The organism is Pseudomonas sp. GW823-FHT06B06, from assembly GCF_058795195.1.
On record NZ_JBXAHO010000034.1, the window covers coordinates 51940 to 69770 of the forward strand.

The 17831-nt window shown below is 58.0% G+C and carries 14 protein-coding genes; 5 read left to right on the forward strand and 9 right to left on the reverse strand.

Annotated elements, in window-relative coordinates; translation table 11 throughout:
* Window positions 1-13 precede the first annotated feature (13 nt).
* Both AC1Q8Q_RS24875 and ftsH read right to left on the reverse strand, forming a co-directional pair.
* The gene (locus AC1Q8Q_RS24875) at window positions 14-439 is read right to left on the reverse strand and encodes a potassium channel family protein (RefSeq protein ID WP_020800311.1); all 426 of its coding nucleotides are present in this window, start codon (window positions 437-439) and stop codon (window positions 14-16) included.
* Window positions 440-465: 26 nt separating this feature from the next.
* Complete coding sequence (ftsH, locus tag AC1Q8Q_RS24880) at window positions 466-2286, reverse strand: ATP-dependent zinc metalloprotease FtsH (RefSeq protein WP_168757575.1); 1821 nt, start codon at window positions 2284-2286, stop codon at window positions 466-468.
* A 230-nt stretch (window positions 2287-2516) separates the two neighbouring features.
* On the opposite strand from ftsH, the gene AC1Q8Q_RS24885 reads away from it, so the two are divergent.
* The 3 genes from AC1Q8Q_RS24885 (at window position 2517) to AC1Q8Q_RS24895 (ending at window position 5790) form a co-directional block, all read left to right on the forward strand.
* A complete protein-coding gene (locus tag AC1Q8Q_RS24885; protein WP_168757576.1) occupies window positions 2517-3437 on the forward strand; it encodes a universal stress protein in 921 nt (306 codons plus the stop codon).
* A 95-nt stretch (window positions 3438-3532) separates the two neighbouring features.
* Window positions 3533-4906: an MBL fold metallo-hydrolase RNA specificity domain-containing protein gene (locus AC1Q8Q_RS24890; protein WP_020800308.1), complete on the forward strand. Its 1374-nt coding sequence runs from the start codon at window positions 3533-3535 to the stop codon at window positions 4904-4906.
* A complete protein-coding gene (locus AC1Q8Q_RS24895; RefSeq protein WP_492615628.1) occupies window positions 4903-5790 on the forward strand; it encodes a universal stress protein in 888 nt (295 codons plus the stop codon). The genes AC1Q8Q_RS24890 and AC1Q8Q_RS24895 overlap by 4 nt, the downstream gene beginning before the upstream one ends.
* 43 nt (window positions 5791-5833) lie before the next feature.
* Here the strand turns inward: AC1Q8Q_RS24895 and AC1Q8Q_RS24900 are convergent, their stop codons facing one another.
* Both AC1Q8Q_RS24900 and AC1Q8Q_RS24905 read right to left on the reverse strand, forming a co-directional pair.
* Entirely contained in the window at window positions 5834-6799 is a 966-nt protein-coding gene (locus AC1Q8Q_RS24900) for a ribose-phosphate diphosphokinase (RefSeq protein WP_492615629.1), read from the reverse strand.
* Between the two features lie 213 nt (window positions 6800-7012).
* Complete coding sequence (locus tag AC1Q8Q_RS24905; protein ID WP_020800305.1) at window positions 7013-7555, reverse strand: Hsp20/alpha crystallin family protein; 543 nt, start codon at window positions 7553-7555, stop codon at window positions 7013-7015.
* Window positions 7556-7905: 350 nt separating this feature from the next.
* On the opposite strand from AC1Q8Q_RS24905, the gene AC1Q8Q_RS24910 reads away from it, so the two are divergent.
* A complete protein-coding gene (locus tag AC1Q8Q_RS24910) occupies window positions 7906-10188 on the forward strand; it encodes a heavy metal translocating P-type ATPase (protein ID WP_492615630.1) in 2283 nt (760 codons plus the stop codon).
* A gap of 1 nt (window position 10189) precedes the next feature.
* Here AC1Q8Q_RS24910 and AC1Q8Q_RS24915 read toward each other — a convergent pair whose 3' ends face one another.
* From AC1Q8Q_RS24915 to AC1Q8Q_RS24935, 5 genes are all read right to left on the reverse strand, one after another.
* A complete protein-coding gene (locus AC1Q8Q_RS24915; RefSeq protein ID WP_492615631.1) occupies window positions 10190-10735 on the reverse strand; it encodes a cytochrome b in 546 nt (181 codons plus the stop codon).
* 121 nt (window positions 10736-10856) lie between these two features.
* The gene (locus tag AC1Q8Q_RS24920; protein ID WP_492615632.1) at window positions 10857-13073 is read right to left on the reverse strand and encodes a DUF3604 domain-containing protein; all 2217 of its coding nucleotides are present in this window, start codon (window positions 13071-13073) and stop codon (window positions 10857-10859) included.
* Between the two features lie 39 nt (window positions 13074-13112).
* Window positions 13113-14111: a HupE/UreJ family protein gene (locus tag AC1Q8Q_RS24925; RefSeq protein WP_492615633.1), complete on the reverse strand. Its 999-nt coding sequence runs from the start codon at window positions 14109-14111 to the stop codon at window positions 13113-13115.
* Entirely contained in the window at window positions 14111-15019 is a 909-nt protein-coding gene (locus AC1Q8Q_RS24930; RefSeq protein ID WP_492615634.1) for a peptidyl-prolyl cis-trans isomerase, read from the reverse strand. Before AC1Q8Q_RS24930 ends, AC1Q8Q_RS24925 begins: the two co-directional genes overlap by 1 nt.
* 409 nt (window positions 15020-15428) lie before the next feature.
* Entirely contained in the window at window positions 15429-16562 is a 1134-nt protein-coding gene (locus AC1Q8Q_RS24935; RefSeq protein ID WP_492615635.1) for an aminotransferase class V-fold PLP-dependent enzyme, read from the reverse strand.
* A 247-nt stretch (window positions 16563-16809) separates the two neighbouring features.
* On the opposite strand from AC1Q8Q_RS24935, the gene AC1Q8Q_RS24940 reads away from it, so the two are divergent.
* On the forward strand, window positions 16810-17508 hold the full coding sequence (locus AC1Q8Q_RS24940; protein ID WP_168757582.1) for a two pore domain potassium channel family protein: 699 nt from the start codon (window positions 16810-16812) through the stop codon (window positions 17506-17508).
* Window positions 17509-17831 lie beyond the last annotated feature (323 nt).

The window sequence follows — 17831 nt, forward strand, 5'->3', positions numbered from 1 at the left end:
GGCGACAAAACCATTACTTGCGCTTCCAGTATTTCTGCATTTCAAGAAACAGAAAGGATGCGGTCCACGTGATCAGCACCAACCCGGTCAGGGCCTGCAAGCCGGTCAAATACTTGAGGTTGCCCACCGGTGAAATATCGCCGAAGCCGATCGTCGTGTAGGTCGTGAAGGAAAAGTAAACGCAGTCCATCAGCGTACCGTCGAAGTTGCCCGTCAGGCCGCCCCATTGGCCGGAGTGCACCATCAGGTAATAAACCAGCGCGAAGCACCAGACCTCTACCGCATGGGCCAGCAGGGCACCAAATACCCCGACGACAATTCTGAAGCGGCTCCACAACTTGAGCCGAGGCAGCCAATCGTTCAAGCGCAACAGACATTCGTAATGGATCACTACAACGATGATGACCACCAGCGTATTGATCAGCGTGACTGCCAGCATGGCAAGACTCCATTTTTACGGGGTATTTAAGATGAATCGGGAGGACGCTGTACAGGTATGAGCGCTGGAAAGTCTTCAGGCGACAAGGTTTCCTTTTCAAGCAACAGATGGGCACCGGCGTCCAGATCGGCTCGACGACTTTCGAGCAACGCCTTGGCTCGTCCATAGGCTTCATCGAGCAGGGCGCGAATACCCAGGTCGACTTCCCTGGCTGTCTGTTCCGAATAGTCTTTATCACCCTGCGCCGGCATGCGTTCACCCAGGTACGTGGTGTTTTGTCGCTCCAGCACGGACTGACCGAGCTCGGCGCTCATGCCAAACCGGGTGATCAATTGTCGGGCGATATCTGTTGCGTGGGCCAGGTCATCGGCAGCTCCAGTGGAAATCTGGCCATAGGCGAGGTATTCGGCAGCGCGCCCGGCCATCAGGACAACGATCCGGTCCTTGAGCATCTGGCAACTGATCAGGAAGTGATCTTCGGTTGGACGCTGCAGGGTATACCCCAGCGAGCCAATCGCGCGAGGCACGATAGACACTTTGTGCACCGGATCCATGGCCGGAAGACTGCTGGCAGCCAGGGCATGCCCCATCTCATGATACGCCACCACCTGGCGTTCCTCGGGGCGCAGCACACTGCTCTTGCGTTCAATCCCGGCAACGATGCGTTCCACGGCGGCCGTGAAGTCGTCGAGACCGACCGCTTGCGCTCCACGACGGGTGGCGACGATGGCGGCCTCGTTGACCAGATTGGCCAGGTCAGCACCGGTAAAGCCGGTGGTGAGGTCGGCAATCTGTTCGGCATTGATCGCGGGTTCCACAGTGATTTTTTGCAGATGGACCTTGAGGATTGCCTGGCGGCCTTTTCGATCGGGGCGATCGATCAGCACCTGCCGATCGATCCGTCCGGCCCGCAGCAGCGCCGGGTCGAGAATCTCTGGCCGGTTAGTCGCGGCCAGCAGCACGACGCCCTCACGGGGATCGAACCCGTCCAGTTCTGACAGTAATTGATTAAGGGTCTGCTCTTTTTCGTCATTGCCACCAAACGCACCGACGCCGCGCATTTTGCCCAGTGCATCCAGTTCGTCGATGAAGATGATGCAAGGTGCCGCCTGGCGCGCCTGTTCGAACAGGTCATGCACTCGGGCGGCGCCTACGCCCACGAACATTTCGACAAACTCGGACCCCGATATCGAGAAAAAAGGCACGCCGGCTTCACCGGCGATGGCTTTGGCCACCAGAGTCTTGCCGGTTCCCGGAGGGCCGACCAACAAAGTGCCTTTGGGGATATGCGCCCCCAGGCGTGAGTATTTGGCTTTGTCCTTGAGGAAAGAGACGATTTCCACCAGTTCGGCCTTGGCCTCATCGATGCCGGCCACATCGGCAAAGGTCACGCCGGTCTCGCGCTGCACAAATACCTTGGCCCGGGACTTGCCGATGCTCATCAATCCTCCGACACCTTGCTTTTCCGCCAGCCCGCGAAACAGGAAATGCCAGATCACCATGATCAGGACAAAAGGCAGCAGCAAGCCCAGCAGGCCATTGAGCAACGTGTTTTCGTTGACCCCGGTGAATCCGACGCCCGAACGACCCAGTTCCGCCGCTAACGCCGGATCCACCCGCACCGTGGAAAACTGGTTATGCCCGTTGATAGGCTCTTGCAGTTTGCCGCTGATCTGATCTTTCTCGACCCGTAGATCGCTGACCTTCTGCTCGCTGAGCAATTGCACAAACTGACTGTACGGAATGCTTTGCACGACATTGCGTTCGAAAAACACAATTTGAACCAGGGTCAGCACGACAAACGCTATCGCGAAGTAAGACAGGTTCCATTGGTGATTCTTTTTCATGGACGTGGCTCTGCGTCGTGGCATCGACCAGGGACGAACGATGATGGCCGGTCAGTATTTTTCTACGCCTGGGCGCAGGAAAATGGTTGAGGTAAATCAACAATCTCTCCATGAGCACGGGAAGGGCGTACGGCCAGCGATTTGTTTGACAAAAATCAGTGCTCCCAATGTGTACCGCCCGATACTTGGGTCACTGCATTTGCAGTAAACGTTTCAGGGAGAGGCACGTGATGCTCAAACTCAAACGCATTCTGTTGATAGCCCCCGGCGAAATGACCCTTACCCCGGCGTTTGAGCGTGCGTATGCACTGGCCTGTGCGACCGGTGCCTTTTTGCATATTGTCGCGTTCGATTATGTCCCGGCACTGGCGGTGGCGGGTCTGCTCGACCATGATGCGATGGCCCAGGCGCGGGAAGGGTATCTGCAAGTGCATCGGCAGTGGCTGGAGCAGCAAGCCCGCTTCAAACGATGCATCGGCATGCAGGTGACCACCGAAGTAGTCTGGGCCAGATCGAGCCTGACGCACGTGCTTGAGTACGTGAATGACTTTCATCCGGATCTGGTGATCAAGGATACTCATTACGTGCCGGCACTCGACCGGGCCTTTCATCGACCTTTGGACTGGCACTTGCTGCGCGCATGTCCTGCGCACTTGCACCTGGTGACCAGTGCCGCGCACCCCAAGCCGTTGAAAATCCTCGCAGCGATCGATCTGTCCCATCTGGAAGAGCTGACGCAGGGCCTCAATGACCGAATACTCGATGTGGCGTCTACGTTGGCGGCAAGCTGTGGTGCCGCGCTGCACGTACTCAACGTCAGCCATTGGTCTGTAATAAGCGATGCACCATTGAGTGTGCCGATAGACAGTCTTGATGACAGTTTGAGGGACGCGATCGAAGATGCGCAGCAAGAAGCCTTCGAAGCGCTTGCTGAGCGCTATTGCATAAAAGAAACGTGCCGACACTCGCTGACCGGTATCCCCCACAAGGTCATCGTGCTTTTCGCGCAACAGAATGCATTCGACGTGGTGGTGTTGGGCACCGTTTATCACTACGGCAAAGACCCGTTCATTGGCAGTACTGCTGAGCGTGTATTGAACAGGGCCCCGTGCAGTTTGATGATCGTCAAGCCATCACCCCCACCGGACTGAAAGGGGCACTGTCGCTCACAGTTGATAAAAATCAACTTGCCTGGGTGCAAAAGGCGCGATCAATAGCGCTCCCCTGCAAGCGCAAGGAAACGGCCATGCGAATCACATTTCTGGGTGCCGCGGGCACGGTCACGGGCAGCAAGTACTTGCTGGAACATCGTAACCAACATGTGTTGATCGATTGCGGTCTGTTCCAGGGCTACAAGCAACTGCGATTACACAACCGCGACCCGTTCCAGCTTCCGGTCAACGACCTCGACGCCATTGTGTTGACCCATGCCCATCTTGACCACAGCGGCTATCTGCCCGTACTGGTGCGCAATGGTTATCGCGGCCCGGTCTATGCCACGCCAGCGACCTGTGAGCTGGTGAAAATCCTGCTGCTGGACAGTGGCCGGTTGCAGGAAGAAGAGGCTGAGTTCGCCAACCGGCATGGCTTTTCAAAGCACAGCCCGGCATTGGCGCTTTACACCGAGCAAGATGCTGAGCATGCACTGAAGTTGTTACGGCCGGTGGAGCTGAACCACAGTGTCCAGATTGTCCCTGACATGACCATTGAGCTGCGGGGCGCCGGGCACATTCTGGGGGCCGCGACGGTGGAAGTGATTGCCGATGGCCAGACCTTGGTGTTTTCAGGGGATTTGGGCAGACCTGACGATCCTTTGATGTTCGCTGCGCAAACCGTCGAACAGGCGGATTACCTGCTGGTGGAGTCGACTTACGGCGACCGTAGACATCCAGACGAATCGCCGCAACAGCAATTGGCTGAGGTCATCAACCGTACCGCGTTGCGCCGGGGTATTACGCTGGTGCCATCGTTCGCGGTGGGACGCGCCCAATTGCTGATGTACCACCTTTATCAATTGAAACGCCAACGTGCGATTCCTGATATTCCCATCTACCTGAACAGCCCGATGGCCACCGACGTCACGGGCCTGTACCAGCGGTTTCGCAGCGAGCACAGATTATCCCTGGAGGACTGCGAGGGTATGTGCCATGTGGCGCAATTCGTCCGCACGGTCGAGGATTCGAGAGCGCTTGATCAGCAACGCACCCCGGCGGTCATTATCGCCGCCAGCGGCATGGCGACCGGCGGGCGCGTTGTCCACCACCTCAAGGCGCTGGCTCCCAATCCGCTTAACACGCTGTTGATGCCGGGCTTTCAGGCCGGTGGCACTCGGGGGGCACAAATTGTAGCGGGCTCTCGAACGGTGCGTATCCATGGCAAGGAGGTGCCGATAAACGCTGAGGTGGTGCCGATGCAAACGCTGTCGGCGCATGCTGACGCCGATGAAATCATGCAGTGGTTGCGTGGCTTCAAGCGCCCGCCCAAGCACACATTTGTGGTGCATGGCGAGCCAAACGCATCGGATGCGCTGCGCCGCCGTATCAGCCTGGAACTTGGGTGGTCGGTGTCGGTGCCGGAGTATCGCGATAGCGTCGACCTCACCCCCGGAGTCGAATCATGAGCCAGTATCGACGGTTGTTACTCATCATCCACCTTGCCTTGGGTCATTCTCCGGCCATCACCCATGCTGCGGCATTGGCCCGGGCCAGTGGCGCAAGGTTGCATATCGCGGCCCTGGTTCCATCGTTGAAATTGTTGTCGCTGCTCGAAGATAGCGACCGGGAAAAGGCCCGGGAACGTTACCTGCAGGACCATCGCGATTGGCTGAAGGATCAGGAAAAACTACTGCGCGGCAAAGGAATCGACGTGACCAGCGAGGTGGCCTGGGCTGATGAAATGAAGCAAGGCATTCTGGATTACGTCGCAGAATTACAGCCCGACCTGTTGATCAAGGAAATCCAACATGAATCCGTGCTCAAACGCGCGCTCTTCAACTCGCTGGACTGGCGCCTGCTGCACCAGTGTCCAGTACCGGTTTATCTGGTAGGCGGGGCCGGTCACGCCTTGCCCCGCAAGGTGGTGGCGGCAGTGGACGTGTCGGCTGGCGAATCTGGGCACAGCGAACTCAACGGCCGCATCATTCAACAGGCCTCCAGCCTGGCCATCCAGTGTGATGCCGAATTGCACTTGCTCTATGCCCATGAAATGTCAGAGGACTACCTGGAAGAGTTGAGCGATAGCTTGAAGCTGTCAGCGTTGAGTAAAGGGGTGCGCAAAGCGTTGGAAAAGTCGTTTCTTGCATTCGCCAGGCAATACGGTGTGCCCGCCGACCGCCGGCATTTCGTCTTGGGTCACCCCGTCACGGCACTCAGTGAATTCGCCAGCCAGAATCATGTGGATGTGATTGTGATGGGCAGAGCCCAGTACCAAGGCCTGGAGCACCCTCTGGGCAGTACGACCGAACATATCCTGTATCAAGTGCCCTGCAGCGTACTGGCGGTTTGAAGTCGTCTCGGGGTTCCGCTCGCCTGGTGGGGCGGGCAAATGCTCAGGCAGGATCAAAAGCATCATTTTCCGCCAGCAAGGCGGCGGTCAGGGCCGTGCTGTCGAGTATCTGCAGGTGACGCGTGGCACAGTCAGGCGGCAGGCGAAACGGCGGCACGGAGTCAGCGATCGCAATGTGTTCAAAAAGAGGCCGGTCGAACAGCCGACTGCCTGCGGTAAACAAACCATGGGTAGCGGCTGCGAACAGTCGGGCGGCACCCGCCGTTTGGCAGGCGAGGCCGGCATGCGTCAGCGTTTCTCCCGTGCTGATCAGGTCGTCGAAAACAATGGCTGTCTTGCCTGAGACTTCACCGATCAACAGAGTGCCCGTCAGCGTGGCGTGATCGCGGTGCTTTTCCATCAGGGCACTGCCAACCGGACGCCCCAGTTGCCGTTCCAGGGCTTGTCGAAACTGCTCGGCGCGTTTGCTACCCCCTGAGTCGGGGGAGACCGCAACCACTTCGGCGTCGCCGACCAGCCCGGCGAAATGCCCGGCGAACAATTCGGTGCACTGCAGGTTCCTGGTTGGAATGCGGAAGGCGTTGTCAAACGCTGCCGGATTGTGCACGTCCAGGGCGATCAGGCGATCCACGCCACTGGCTTCAATAAGGGCGGCTACATAACGCGTTATGGTCGGGTCCTGAGGCTGGTTGCGGCGATCCTTGCGCCCGTAGCACAAGTAGGGCGTCACCACTTGCACATGACGAGCGTCGGCATCCTTGAGCGCACCGCAGAAGAACAGCAAGCGACACAGCTTATCGTTTGCGCTCTGTTGGCCATCCCCATACAAGGAATGGAACACCACGACGTCACGACCGCTAACCGGATCCAGCGGGCGGCATTTATGTTCGCCGTCTTCGTAGTCACGCTCTTCGTGGCGTGCCAGTTGGCAACCAAGCCGTTGAGCGACGCGGCCGGCGTAGATTTCAGTGCCTTTGAGGGCAAAAAGAAGCGGGGGCAGGGTCAGCATGCAGCGGCTCCTTGGAGGCGGGATATGAAATGCGCCTTACCTGAAACTTCGAAAAGAAAGCGCATGTACCGTGACCTCGGAGGCAACCGCCGGATGAAGGTGTATTCACGCTCAGCTTACGCCAATCCTGATGCACTGGCGTATAAGGGTCGTGGTCAAGCGACCGAAGAACAACCCCCCGGCCGGTTTCCCGGCAGGGGGGCAGCTACGCGGTCAATCGGCCTTGATCGGCACGACCTTGTCGGCCTTCATGGCTTCGGGCTTTTTCGGCAACGAGATGCTCAGCACGCCTTTGCTGAAACTCGCTTCGATCTTCTCGGCATCGACCCCTTTGGGCAGGCTGAACGTGCGCTCGAAGGAACCATAGTGACGTTCGCTAAGATGATAGCCCTTACTTTTCTCTTCCTTGTCCTCTTTCTTTTCCCCCTTGATGATCAGGTTGCCGTTGGACAGTTTGAGCTCGATGTTCTTTTGATCCATGCCGGGGAGTTCGGCAGTGATTTCGAAGCTCTTGTCTTTCTCGGTGATGTCCACGGCAGGCAGGCCATGGCCGCTCAGTTCGCGCCGCCAGAAGGGCTCGACATCAAACAACCCACGGCTGAAGGGCGATAGCCCTGAACCGCGGTTGAACTCGTCGAACAGGTGATCGACCTGTTGCCGCAGTTTTTCCAGGGGCCGCCAAAAGTCTGAGGTCGCTGGATGCTGGCTTGATTTGTCTTCGGTCTGGATCGGCATTTTTTTCACGGAATTGCTCATTTTTCACGACTCCTCTTGGTTAAAGGGCAGGCTCAAAACAGTCCGTACACCCGTCCGCCCTGAAAAAATCAACCCGGCGCTGACCTTTCAAAGCCAGCGTCATTCACCCCATGCGATGGTGCGAACGCTGACTCTAATGTCCATGGGAATGCCCAAAACTCGCTTGATATAAATCAGAAAGAGGGCAAAAACGGTTTGCTCCGATACCGCTGTCACCTCGTCACTGGCCAAGGCCTCTGTCCATCAACCAAAACGGACACGATAGACAATCGAGACCTAAGCTTTACCTCAATGGGCCACGGGCGTTTTTGCTTCGACAACGTGAATTGCCCTTCGAGGAAATCACCTCCATGTTCAGTAAATGGCTGGATCCCGCGCTGCTCCTGCTCAGCGCCCTGACGCTGCTGGCGGGGGGTGTTGCACACCTTTGGCAAAGACCGGACTGGGCGTCGATGTGCTGGGCCGCAGGAAGCGTGGTGATGGCCTTGGTACTGTTGGTCGAGATCGTCAGGCGTCTGGCCCGGCGCGAGGCCGGTGTAGACATGATCGCGTTGCTGTCGATCACCGCCGCCCTGGCCTTTGCGCAGACACTGGTGGCAGCGGTGATTGCCTTGATGCTCGCAAGCGGACGTACCCTGGAGTTTTTTACCAGCCAACGCGCCGAACGTGAGCTTCGTGCCCTCATCGACCGGGCGCCACGTTTTGCCTGGTTGCAGGAGGCGGGCGGGTTGCGCGAGATCCCCGTAGAACAGATCCAGCCCAATCAAACATTGCTGGTGCGCCTGGGGGAGGTGGTACCGGTCGACGGGCGCCTGCTGAGCCCCACCGCCGAACTGGATGAATCGGCACTCAGCGGCGAATCGTTGCCCGTCACTCGTCGAGAAGGCGAGCAACTGCACAGTGGTGTTTCCAATGTCGGTGCACCCCTCCTGCTGAGCGCCACGCGAACGGCCGCACAGAGCACCTATGCCGGGATCGTTCGGCTGGCCGAGGAGGCGCGACGTTCACGCGCGCCATTCGTGCGCTTGGCCGACCGTTATGCGTTGTTCTTCATCCCGTTGACCTTGCTGATTGCCGCAGCGGCCTGGCAACTGAGTGGCGATCCCTTGCGAGCGCTGGCGGTATTGGTGGTGGCCACGCCGTGTCCGTTGATACTGGCAGTACCGATTTCGATCATGTCAGGTATTTCGAGGGCGGCGCGGCGCGGAATACTGATCAAGGACGGCGCGACCCTGGAGGCGTTGGCCGGTGTCAAACAGGTGTTTCTCGACAAGACCGGAACACTGACCAGCGGCCATGCCCGTCTGCAATCAATCGAGGTCAATGGACTTGCCGACCCCCTGGGTTTGCTTGGCCTGGCCGCTTCGCTGGCGCAGGCCTCGACGCACCCCATCTGCCAGGCCATTGTCGACGCCGCGCACCAGCGTCAATTGCCTCTGAGCATCCCCCGACAGGTGGATGAGAGTCCGGGCGCCGGCCTTTGCGGGGTGGTCGATGGCAGGCGGGTGCGTTTCGGCACGTTGTCTTTTGCTCATGCCGACGCACCTGCATCCGATTGGGGTGCAGCCATGTTGCGCCATATGGATTACCTGGCGTGCAGTGGAAGCTTTATTGACGTGGATGGAGAACTTGCCGGCCTGCTGGTGTTTTCGGACAACGTGCGTCGAGAAACACCACAAACCCTGCGCCGCCTGCGCGCCCGGGGCATAGAGAGGATCGTCATGCTCACTGGCGATCGCCTGGAAACCGCCGAAATGGTTGCGCTGTCCGCCGGGATTGACGAGCTGCGAGCAGGGCTGATCCCGGAGGACAAGGTGCGAGCGGTGCAGGAAGGGTGTTTGCGCGCCAGTACCTTGATGGTCGGCGATGGCATCAATGATGCCCCCGCGTTGGCGGCGGCCAACGTCGGCGTGGCCATGGGGGCCAGTGGTGCCACGGCTTCTGCACAAGCCGCGGGTGTGGTGCTGCTGGTAGACCGTCTCGATCGTCTGGTGGAGGCATTGGACATTGCCCGCCAAACCCGTCACATCGCCCGCCAGGGTGTGCTGGTCGGCATGGGCATGTCGTTGCTGGCCATGGTGGTGGCGGCCTTGGGTTATCTGCCGCCGCTTATCGGTGCCGTGGTGCAAGAGGGCATCGATGTGGCGATCATCATCAACGCCTTGCGTGCATTGGGGCCACTGCGCGGAGTGCGCCAACAAAAGTTGGCAGCGCAACAGATCGATCACCTGCAGGACGAGCACAAGGCATTGTCTTCAGTACTCAGCGACCTGCATCAACTGGCCATTGATTTTGCCCGGCGTCCATTGGCACAAGCACAGTCGGATTTGCAGGCGCTGGTCAACAAGCTGCAAACAACCCTGGCACGCCATGAACGTGAAGACGAAAACACACTGTATCCGCAACTGACGCAAAGCATGCCGGGCGAGGATCCCATGTCAGCCATGAGCCACGCACACCGGGAGATTTTTCGCCTGATCCATCTGCTGGCGCGCATGAGCCGTGACTTCTGTGCCGCCCCCGAAACGGCATCGGCAGATGAGATTCAGCACCAGTTGATTCGGCTGGATACGCTTGTGCGAATGCATTTTGATCAGGAAGAGGAGCTGTTTCGCTATCTGGATTGGCGCTGAATCAACGTCTGGGCAGGATGCGGATCAACGTGTTGTCACCCACCCAGTAATGATGAATCAACCCGGTCGCCGCGTGCAGTCCGATCAACCAATAACCGGTGCTCCCAAGCAGTTCGTGCCAGTGCTTGAACTGCTTGGCCAATGACGGATCAACTTCTATTGGCGAGGGCAGGAAAAAACCGAAATAGGGCATCGGTTTGCCTTCTGCCGATAGCAGCAGCCAAGCCAATAGGGGTGTGGCGATCATCAATATGTACAGCATCGAATGCATCAAGTGTGACATGCCGGTTTGCCAGGCGGGCAAAGCCGGTGCGATAGGCGGGCGCGGCGCAAGACGGCGTGCGAGCAGACGAACCCAGACGAGGGCGAAGATGCTCAGGCCGAACAATCCATGCAGCCCCAGAAAAAAGCTCCTCAAATGGCCACCGCGCGGCATCAACCCCTTGATTTCGATACAAGCGTATACACCGACAAACAACAGCAGCATTAGCCAGTGCAGGGTGATCGACAGTTGTCCGTAGTGCTGTGGCGTTGAGTGGCGTGTCATGGTGGCCTCGACAGATTGATGCTTCGAAAGAGCCAGTAACCTGCCTGCCCAGCCTTAAGACAATCTGAAGAAGCAATGGGTCGATCTGTTCAACACAAAACATCGGTGCGGGCCTCGGCCGCTACTTGACCTCATCGACCTCATAATTCACATAACCGAACTCGTTGCTGCGAGCCGCCATATATTTGCCGTTTTGCTCGAATACCGTGGCCTCGAAGGGTGTGCCGTCAAGTGTTGTCAGCAGATGCCCGTCCTTGACTTCATACTTGGCCGGCACGCCAAACTGGCCGTCATGTAGCATGTTCAGGTATTCCCCTTCCGCAGGCGGCTTACCATCGACGCTGGTGATCAGGCGTTGGCCGTCGGTGCCATAGACGATCTCGAACGTCTGGCCAGTGACCGTGTTGCGCACCTTGATGGTCTTGCCCACCACGTAGGCTTGCAACTGCTCGTTGGTGAGTGCCTTGGCACCTTCGGTCTTCAGCTGGTCGATGGTTTTTCCGCCGGCGATAGCCTTGCTGTCCTCAGTCGTCGGCGTGTACCAGATCGGCGAGGTCCACGCGCGTTCCTGGACAGTGGCCGAGACGTCGGCCGGCGGCGGCACTTGTAACTTGGCCGCGTCATAGGTGCTCCAGCGTGGGGTCGGGATCTGTAGCACGCGGGCGTAGTAGAACGCGTGCTGGGTCGGATCGAAATCCGGATCGACCCAGACTTTCTTCAGCTCGGTGGCACCAATGGTGTTGGTGTAAGTAGCCTTGGACACATCGACCGTGGAGCCCACCGGCGGGATCTTGCCGGTAGCCTGGTCCGGTTGGCGATCACCTGACCAAGCGACGTCATGGATCTTCTCGAAGGTCTGGCCGTTTTTGGTCCAGCCCTTGATGATCTGGATTCGGTCGAGGTTGCCATCGTCGGCATCCTTGACCGCCCACACCACGAAGGAGGGTGCTTGTTTGCCCGGTTTTGCCGGCAAGTCGCCGCCCATGGGAACGCCCTTGGCGTAAGCGGCATGCACCCAGTCTTTTTCGTTCCACAAACTGCTGTCGAAGCCCCAGCCACCAAACAGGCGCACCGGGATGCGCACGCCGCTGGTGCCGTAGACTTCTTTACGCTTCATGGCATCGAAGATCGATTCACGGGTGTTTTCTTCAGCCCACACGCCGGCTAAACCGGACGTGCTGGTCTGCAAGGCCACCATCCCCGAGTTCTGTTTGCCGGAAATACGCGCTTGCGGGGTGCTGTCGGTGAAACCGTGGGAGCCGAAGTTGTTGTCCTGCGAATAGGGGATCACCCCGTTGTGCGAGTCGCTGGCCCCGACCACCCCCATTTTATAGGGGTTGTAGCCGCGGGCTTCCTCTAAGGCCATGCCGTTTTGCCAGGCTTGCCGGATGTAACTGCCATTGATTTTCGATGTGCTGTTGTCCATGCCAAGCAGGAAACTCATGATTTCATAATTGGCGAATTCGTCGGTCGGCGACAGCTCGGGGTGGGTTTCGGAGGTACCTTTTACCTGGTGGATTTCGGTGAGGGATTCATTGCGCATCCGCGTCTGCGCCCAGGCGGCATCAATGGGGCGACCACGCTCATCGACGTCCACCGGAAACATCAGGCCGTTACTGAGGTTGGCATTGTGGGAGATCGCCAGTACCTCGTTGCCCTTTTTGCGTTGATCGTCCATCCAGGTCCATAAGTCCTCCGGCTTATCCGAGTCCAGCGCCGTAAAGGGCAGGTCCGGCACCTTCTTCGAGTCGCGGAAAAACACATTACGGTGCATATTTTGATTGTTGGGGGCCGAGGTCCATTCATACGCGACAAACGTGGTGAATTGGCCGGGCTTGTTGTACTTGTCAGCGATGGCGATGTTCTGCTGCCAGATGTTGCCCGCAACCTTCGGATCAATCAGCTCCTTGATCGGATGGCTCAAGCTGCCGGCGATCCATTTGAACACCCGGTTGAAATCTTCCGGGGTTTTGACAATCAGCTTTTGCGCGATGGGCAGTTTGCTGAAGTCTGATTTCGGATCGTTGGCCAGGGCGATCACGCCCACATATTCCGAATGATCGGTCACCCCATGGAAATCCAGCGGTCGGCCCTTGAGCTGCACTTCAAACCCCATCGGATGCTTGACCGGCATCCCAAGTGAGAATTGGTAGGCTTGTTCGGGATCGACCTGATGGTTGCCGATCAGGTAGGCATCGATCGACCAGGAACTGTGCGAGTGCGTCTGGCCAAAGTAAACCTCGCGATCCGGGTTGCCCTCTGCCAATGACAGCGTGCTGACGGCAAGTACGGCGCAACCAAACAGTGACTGCGCGGTGAAGTGTGTTGGGAGGGTCATATTCCACGTCTCCGGTATACGACAGTGGCAGGGGGCAACTCAGGACCAGAAGCTTGAGACTCGTTCAAAAAACCAAAAGGCAGCCAGCGTACCCAGCCCATAAGAGGCAATCGGTCGGGCATACAGCCGTGCGGGCGCTGGCAGTCGACAACGCAACAACAATGCGCGAAGGCTCAATACCACGGCGACGAACATCAGTTGACCGATCTCGACGCCCACGTTGAAGGTGAACAGCGCCAGCGGCAGGTCGTGCTTCGGCAAGCCGATATCCGCCAGCGCACCGGCGAAACCGAAGCCATGCAACAGGCCAAAACAGAACGCCACGACCCATGGCCATTGAACGGTGAAACTGACTTCACCACGGTTCTTGCGGGCGATTTCCATTGCCAGCAACAGAATGCTCAGCGCAATGGTCGCTTCCACAGGCGGGCCGGGAAGCCGCACCGCACCCAATGCTGCGAGCGCCAGGGTGATGGAGTGGGCGAGGGTAAACGCGGTGATGGTTTTCACGAGCATCCAGCCGTTACTCACCAACAGTAGAAGGCCGAAGACGAACAGCAAGTGATCGAAACCGCCCAGTATGTGTTGGATGCCGTGGACCAAAAACGCTCCGGCCACCGAGTGCGCTCCCGGCGTGGCAGCGATCTCTATCCAGGGTTGTGAGGGATGGACGAGGGTGGTCGTCAGGCTGCCGTCCAGGCGCGAGACACGCACCAGCACATCCGTGATGCTCGCTTGCAGGCCGATGAATTCAATACGTTGCCCTGCCAGTTCTGCAGGGCCGGCATCAATGACCCGGCGCTCGATCAGTGAATCGTTCAGTTCGCTTTCCATGGGTTCAACGACGGTGCGCATACCTTCGGCAAACCGGAGCGCAATGGGCAATCGCATGCCTGAAAGCACCGGCGTACGCCACAGTACGTCGTAGCGCCCGACGGCCGTTTCGTTGAGTTCCAGGTATGCGGGGCGCGACTCGTGGGCCATGGCCGTCAGCCCCGTGAACCAGAGCAGCAACAGCAGCCAGGCTGTGCGCCTCATCACGGCCGCTCCGTTTGTGTGGCGACAATCGCACCCGTGGAAGCCGGCATGGTCACCACGACCTCATAGCGCGCTTTCAGCGCATCGAAACTTGCTCGTTTCGATTCGCTGCGTTGCTCGGACATCCAATCGGACGTGACCTGCTGGGCTACGGTTTCGAAGGGCAATGCCGGTGGTCTTGCCAGCGCATCTATCCATACCAGATGCCAGCCAAAACCAGACTCTAGAGGCCCCACCCACCGCCCCGGCGTTTGCTTGAACAATGAAGTGGCGAACTTTGAACCAAATACTCGCGCCACCTGATCCTGGGATTGTTCGGTGTAGGCGTTTTTAAACATGAACGCATCGCCTTCTCCACTGTTCTTGTCAGTCAGCCTGCTTAACGCGGCCTGAGCCTGGGTCTGCGCATCTGCGCCGCGTTGGTCCAAGGCGAAAAACAAATGATGAAAGGTGGCCAATGGCGGCGGGGCATATTGGACCTGATGTTGGTTGTACCAAGTCTCAAGTTCGCCGGGTGCCGGTTCACGAAGCGACGCTACATCCTCGGCGAGGAAATCCATTTTTTGCGCCAATCTACGGCGAATGATGGTGTCGTCTTTATCCAGGCCAAGTTTCAATGCTTCGCGATAGAGGATTTCCTCTTTCACATATTGATCAATCAGGCCCTGCAACTGTTGCTCCGATGCGGGGCGCTGCCATCGTGCCAACCACGAGATTGCGATGCGCTGAACAACGTCCGGGGTAATTTCAATGCGTTGGGGGTCTTGGTTGACGGTGGAGCGATGTAACCCTGCGAACAGCATAAAGAGTGCAAAGCCGGCGATTAAAAAGTGCAGTAATGGCTGGCGAAGGCATCGCGTGAATAACGAAAGTCGAGAATCCTTCGCGTCGCTGTCACCTGCATTCATGACTTATTACCCCACGCTAGACTGGTTTTTTTTCAGCAGAGTGAAGTATTGCTGTTGTATCGGAACTTTCCACCGAAGCTAATCACGATAAGTACTAAGGCTTAGTAGCAATCGGATTAACCAACTCTCCTGGGGGCATGCACTTGCGCAGCTCAAACGGGTAAGTAGTTGTGTGTAACTCAGAAGAGTGAATATTAAGGCTTACCAGCACTGCTGAGGGTTCGGAGCCAGGGTAATGGTTTTTAGAGTCGAGTGACTCAAGATGTTCAACGACTGCTTTTGGCCGATTTTTGCCCAGGGTCACAGCGTCATATGGGGCGAAAATCAGCGCCCTGGGCCGGCAGGGCCCAGGGCAGGATGACTGCCTGGCATTCACAAAATCGGTCAATGCTGCAGGCAAGTTGAGGGCTTAGTTAACGATCACTTCGTCCAGTGCTTGCTCGAGGATGTTGACCGTGCGCTCGATATTGTTCAGCTTTTCGAGTCCGAACAGACCGATGCGGAAGGTCTGGAAGTCGGCCGGCTCGTCGCATTGCAACGGCACTCCGGCGGCGATCTGCAGGCCGTGGTTGGCAAATTTCCTGCCGCTCTTGATGTCGGCATCATCGGTGTAGCTCACCACGACGCCAGGGGCCTGGAAGCCGGCGGCGGCCACGCTCTTGATGCCTTTGCCGGTCAGCATGGCGCGCACCCGATCGCCCAGCGCCTGTTGTTCGTCGCGGACCTTGTCGAAACCGTAGGCTTGCGTCTCTTTCATCACTTCGTTGAATCGCGCCAGGGAGTCGCAGGGCATGGTTGCATGGTAGGCATGTCCACCCTGTTCGTAGGCCTGCATGATCTGCAGCCACTTTTTCAGGTCGCAGGCGAAGCTGCTGCTTTGCGTTTGCTCGATGCGCTCGAGGGCCAGGGAACTGAACATCACCAGGGCGCAGCAAGGGGACGCGCTCCAGCCTTTCTGCGGTGCGCTGATCAGCAGGTCGACGGCGCATTTGTGCATATCGACCCAAAGCGTGCCAGAGGCGATGCAGTCCAGCACGAATAGGCCACCCACCGCGTGCACGGCGTCGCCGACGGCCCGCAGGTACTCGTCGGGCAGGATAATCCCGGATGAGGTTTCAACGTGGGGGGCGAAGACAATCTGCGGCTTTTGCGCCGCAATGGCTGCCAGCACTTCGTCCAGAGGGGGTGGGGCGTAGGCAGCCTGGCGACCCGTCTCGACCGGTCGGGCTTTGAGCACCGTGGTGGCTGCCGGGATGTTGCCCATCTCAAGGATCTGGCTCCAGCGATAACTGAACCAGCCATTGCGTATCACCAGGCACTGCTGGTCGGTGGCAAACTGTCGCGCCACCGCCTCCATGCCGAATGTGCCGCTGCCCGGGACCACCGCAACAGCCTGGGCGTTGTAGACCTGTTTCAGGGTCTTGGAAATGTTCTTCATCACGCCTTGAAACGACTGCGACATGTGGTTGAGCGAGCGGTCGGTGTAGACCACTGAGTACTCGACCAGCCCCTCAGGATCGATACTGGGATATAGCTTTGACATGAAGTGACTCCTTTGGCAGAGATGTCATTGGTATCGACCCTGCCCTAAGCCTTGGCAAATGACAAGATTGCCGGGGATTGAATGGCGAGTCCTGTCGAGCCGCAGGCATCAACCCATAGCTGTCAGGCTGACTCCACTCACAGGCATTCGCGACTAGAATTTCACTTTCGACGCTTCTAACGCCAGGTCAGATTTCCACCGTGCAGCGACAGGCCCCAAGCGTTGCTTCGGTCTATGGGAAACATCTATGACGAATCCGCAAGATAAAGGCGAATCCGACGAGGATTTAGGTCAGATGGTGATAGGGCGAGGACCCTGTACCTATCTATTGCTGCTCCTACTAGGATTGATCCTCCTGTTTCCCTTTCTTGAGGACGGCATAGTTGCTCGCACGTTGCTCGGCACTCTGTTTTCAATCGTGCTGCTCGTGGGCGCTTTCGCCACCAGGCAGACTCGGCGGGGGTTCATCCTCAAACTGGGCCTGGCGTTGCTTGGGGTTGGTCTTCAATGGTCCGCGTTGTGGGCCGGAAGTATCGCGATTCTTTTCGTTGCCGGGATAGTGTATGCGGCGTCTCTTGCCGTCTCGTTCACCGGAGTGCTTCGCTATATCCTCAAGCGCGGACCCATTACAGCCGACAAGCTGCATGGCGCGCTGGCGGGTTACATCATGCTGGCCTTCGTCTGGTCCTTCGTCTATGCCCTGGTCGAGATCTCCAGCGCTGGCTCATTCGGCCCTGCGCACCTCGACTTCGAACAGCCCGGCACTTTCTTCAAACTGATCTATTTCAGCCTCACGACGCTCACGACCACAGGTTTCGGTGATGTGCTCCCGTTGACCAACCACGCCCGCTCACTGGTGATGGTCGAGGAGTTTTCAGGGGTCTTCTACGTTGGCGTGGTGATAGCGCGGCTTGCCGGTCTCTATCCGACGAACCAGACCCAGTGACTCTCGCGTTGCCTGGGTCGTATTTTATTCAGTTAGCACCTGCGACCAACTGCCAAGGCCGATTTTTGCATGTCACGAAGGGCCGCTCCTGATTGTGAATTCAACCGGTCGATGCGACAGATTGGGTTTGATCGTTCCCACGCGCAGCAAAGGAATGCCGCCAGGGACGCTCTGCGTTCCACTGACGACGCGTTAATTGAGCCGTGCGCGACGGTGATGCGGGGCGTCACAGGAAGCCCTGTGTGAAATTGGTTGCCTGCGTACATATCCATTGCTGCGGTAACGGCGGCTTATGGTTTCGCTTTTACAGCGACTCCCTTTTT

Bases quoted from the DNA above. Each gene is read 5' to 3' on its own strand.
- AC1Q8Q_RS24910 (WP_492615630.1), top strand. From the start codon at position 7,906: ATGTTCAGTAAATGGCTGGATCCCGCGCTGCTCCTGCTCAGCGCCCTG.
- AC1Q8Q_RS24875 (WP_020800311.1), bottom strand. From the start codon at position 439: ATGCTGGCAGTCACGCTGATCAATACGCTGGTGGTCATCATCGTTGTA.
- AC1Q8Q_RS24915 (WP_492615631.1), bottom strand. From the start codon at position 10,735: ATGACACGCCACTCAACGCCACAGCACTACGGACAACTGTCGATCACC.
- AC1Q8Q_RS24935 (WP_492615635.1), bottom strand. From the start codon at position 16,562: ATGTCAAAGCTATATCCCAGTATCGATCCTGAGGGGCTGGTCGAGTAC.
- AC1Q8Q_RS24895 (WP_492615628.1), top strand. From the start codon at position 4,903: ATGAGCCAGTATCGACGGTTGTTACTCATCATCCACCTTGCCTTGGGT.
- AC1Q8Q_RS24890 (WP_020800308.1), top strand. From the start codon at position 3,533: ATGCGAATCACATTTCTGGGTGCCGCGGGCACGGTCACGGGCAGCAAG.
- ftsH (WP_168757575.1), bottom strand. From the start codon at position 2,286: ATGAAAAAGAATCACCAATGGAACCTGTCTTACTTCGCGATAGCGTTT.
- AC1Q8Q_RS24900 (WP_492615629.1), bottom strand. From the start codon at position 6,799: ATGCTGACCCTGCCCCCGCTTCTTTTTGCCCTCAAAGGCACTGAAATC.
- AC1Q8Q_RS24925 (WP_492615633.1), bottom strand. From the start codon at position 14,111: ATGAGGCGCACAGCCTGGCTGCTGTTGCTGCTCTGGTTCACGGGGCTG.
- AC1Q8Q_RS24930 (WP_492615634.1), bottom strand. From the start codon at position 15,019: ATGAATGCAGGTGACAGCGACGCGAAGGATTCTCGACTTTCGTTATTC.
- AC1Q8Q_RS24885 (WP_168757576.1), top strand. From the start codon at position 2,517: ATGCTCAAACTCAAACGCATTCTGTTGATAGCCCCCGGCGAAATGACC.
- AC1Q8Q_RS24905 (WP_020800305.1), bottom strand. From the start codon at position 7,555: ATGAGCAATTCCGTGAAAAAAATGCCGATCCAGACCGAAGACAAATCA.
- AC1Q8Q_RS24940 (WP_168757582.1), top strand. From the start codon at position 16,810: ATGACGAATCCGCAAGATAAAGGCGAATCCGACGAGGATTTAGGTCAG.
- AC1Q8Q_RS24920 (WP_492615632.1), bottom strand. From the start codon at position 13,073: ATGACCCTCCCAACACACTTCACCGCGCAGTCACTGTTTGGTTGCGCC.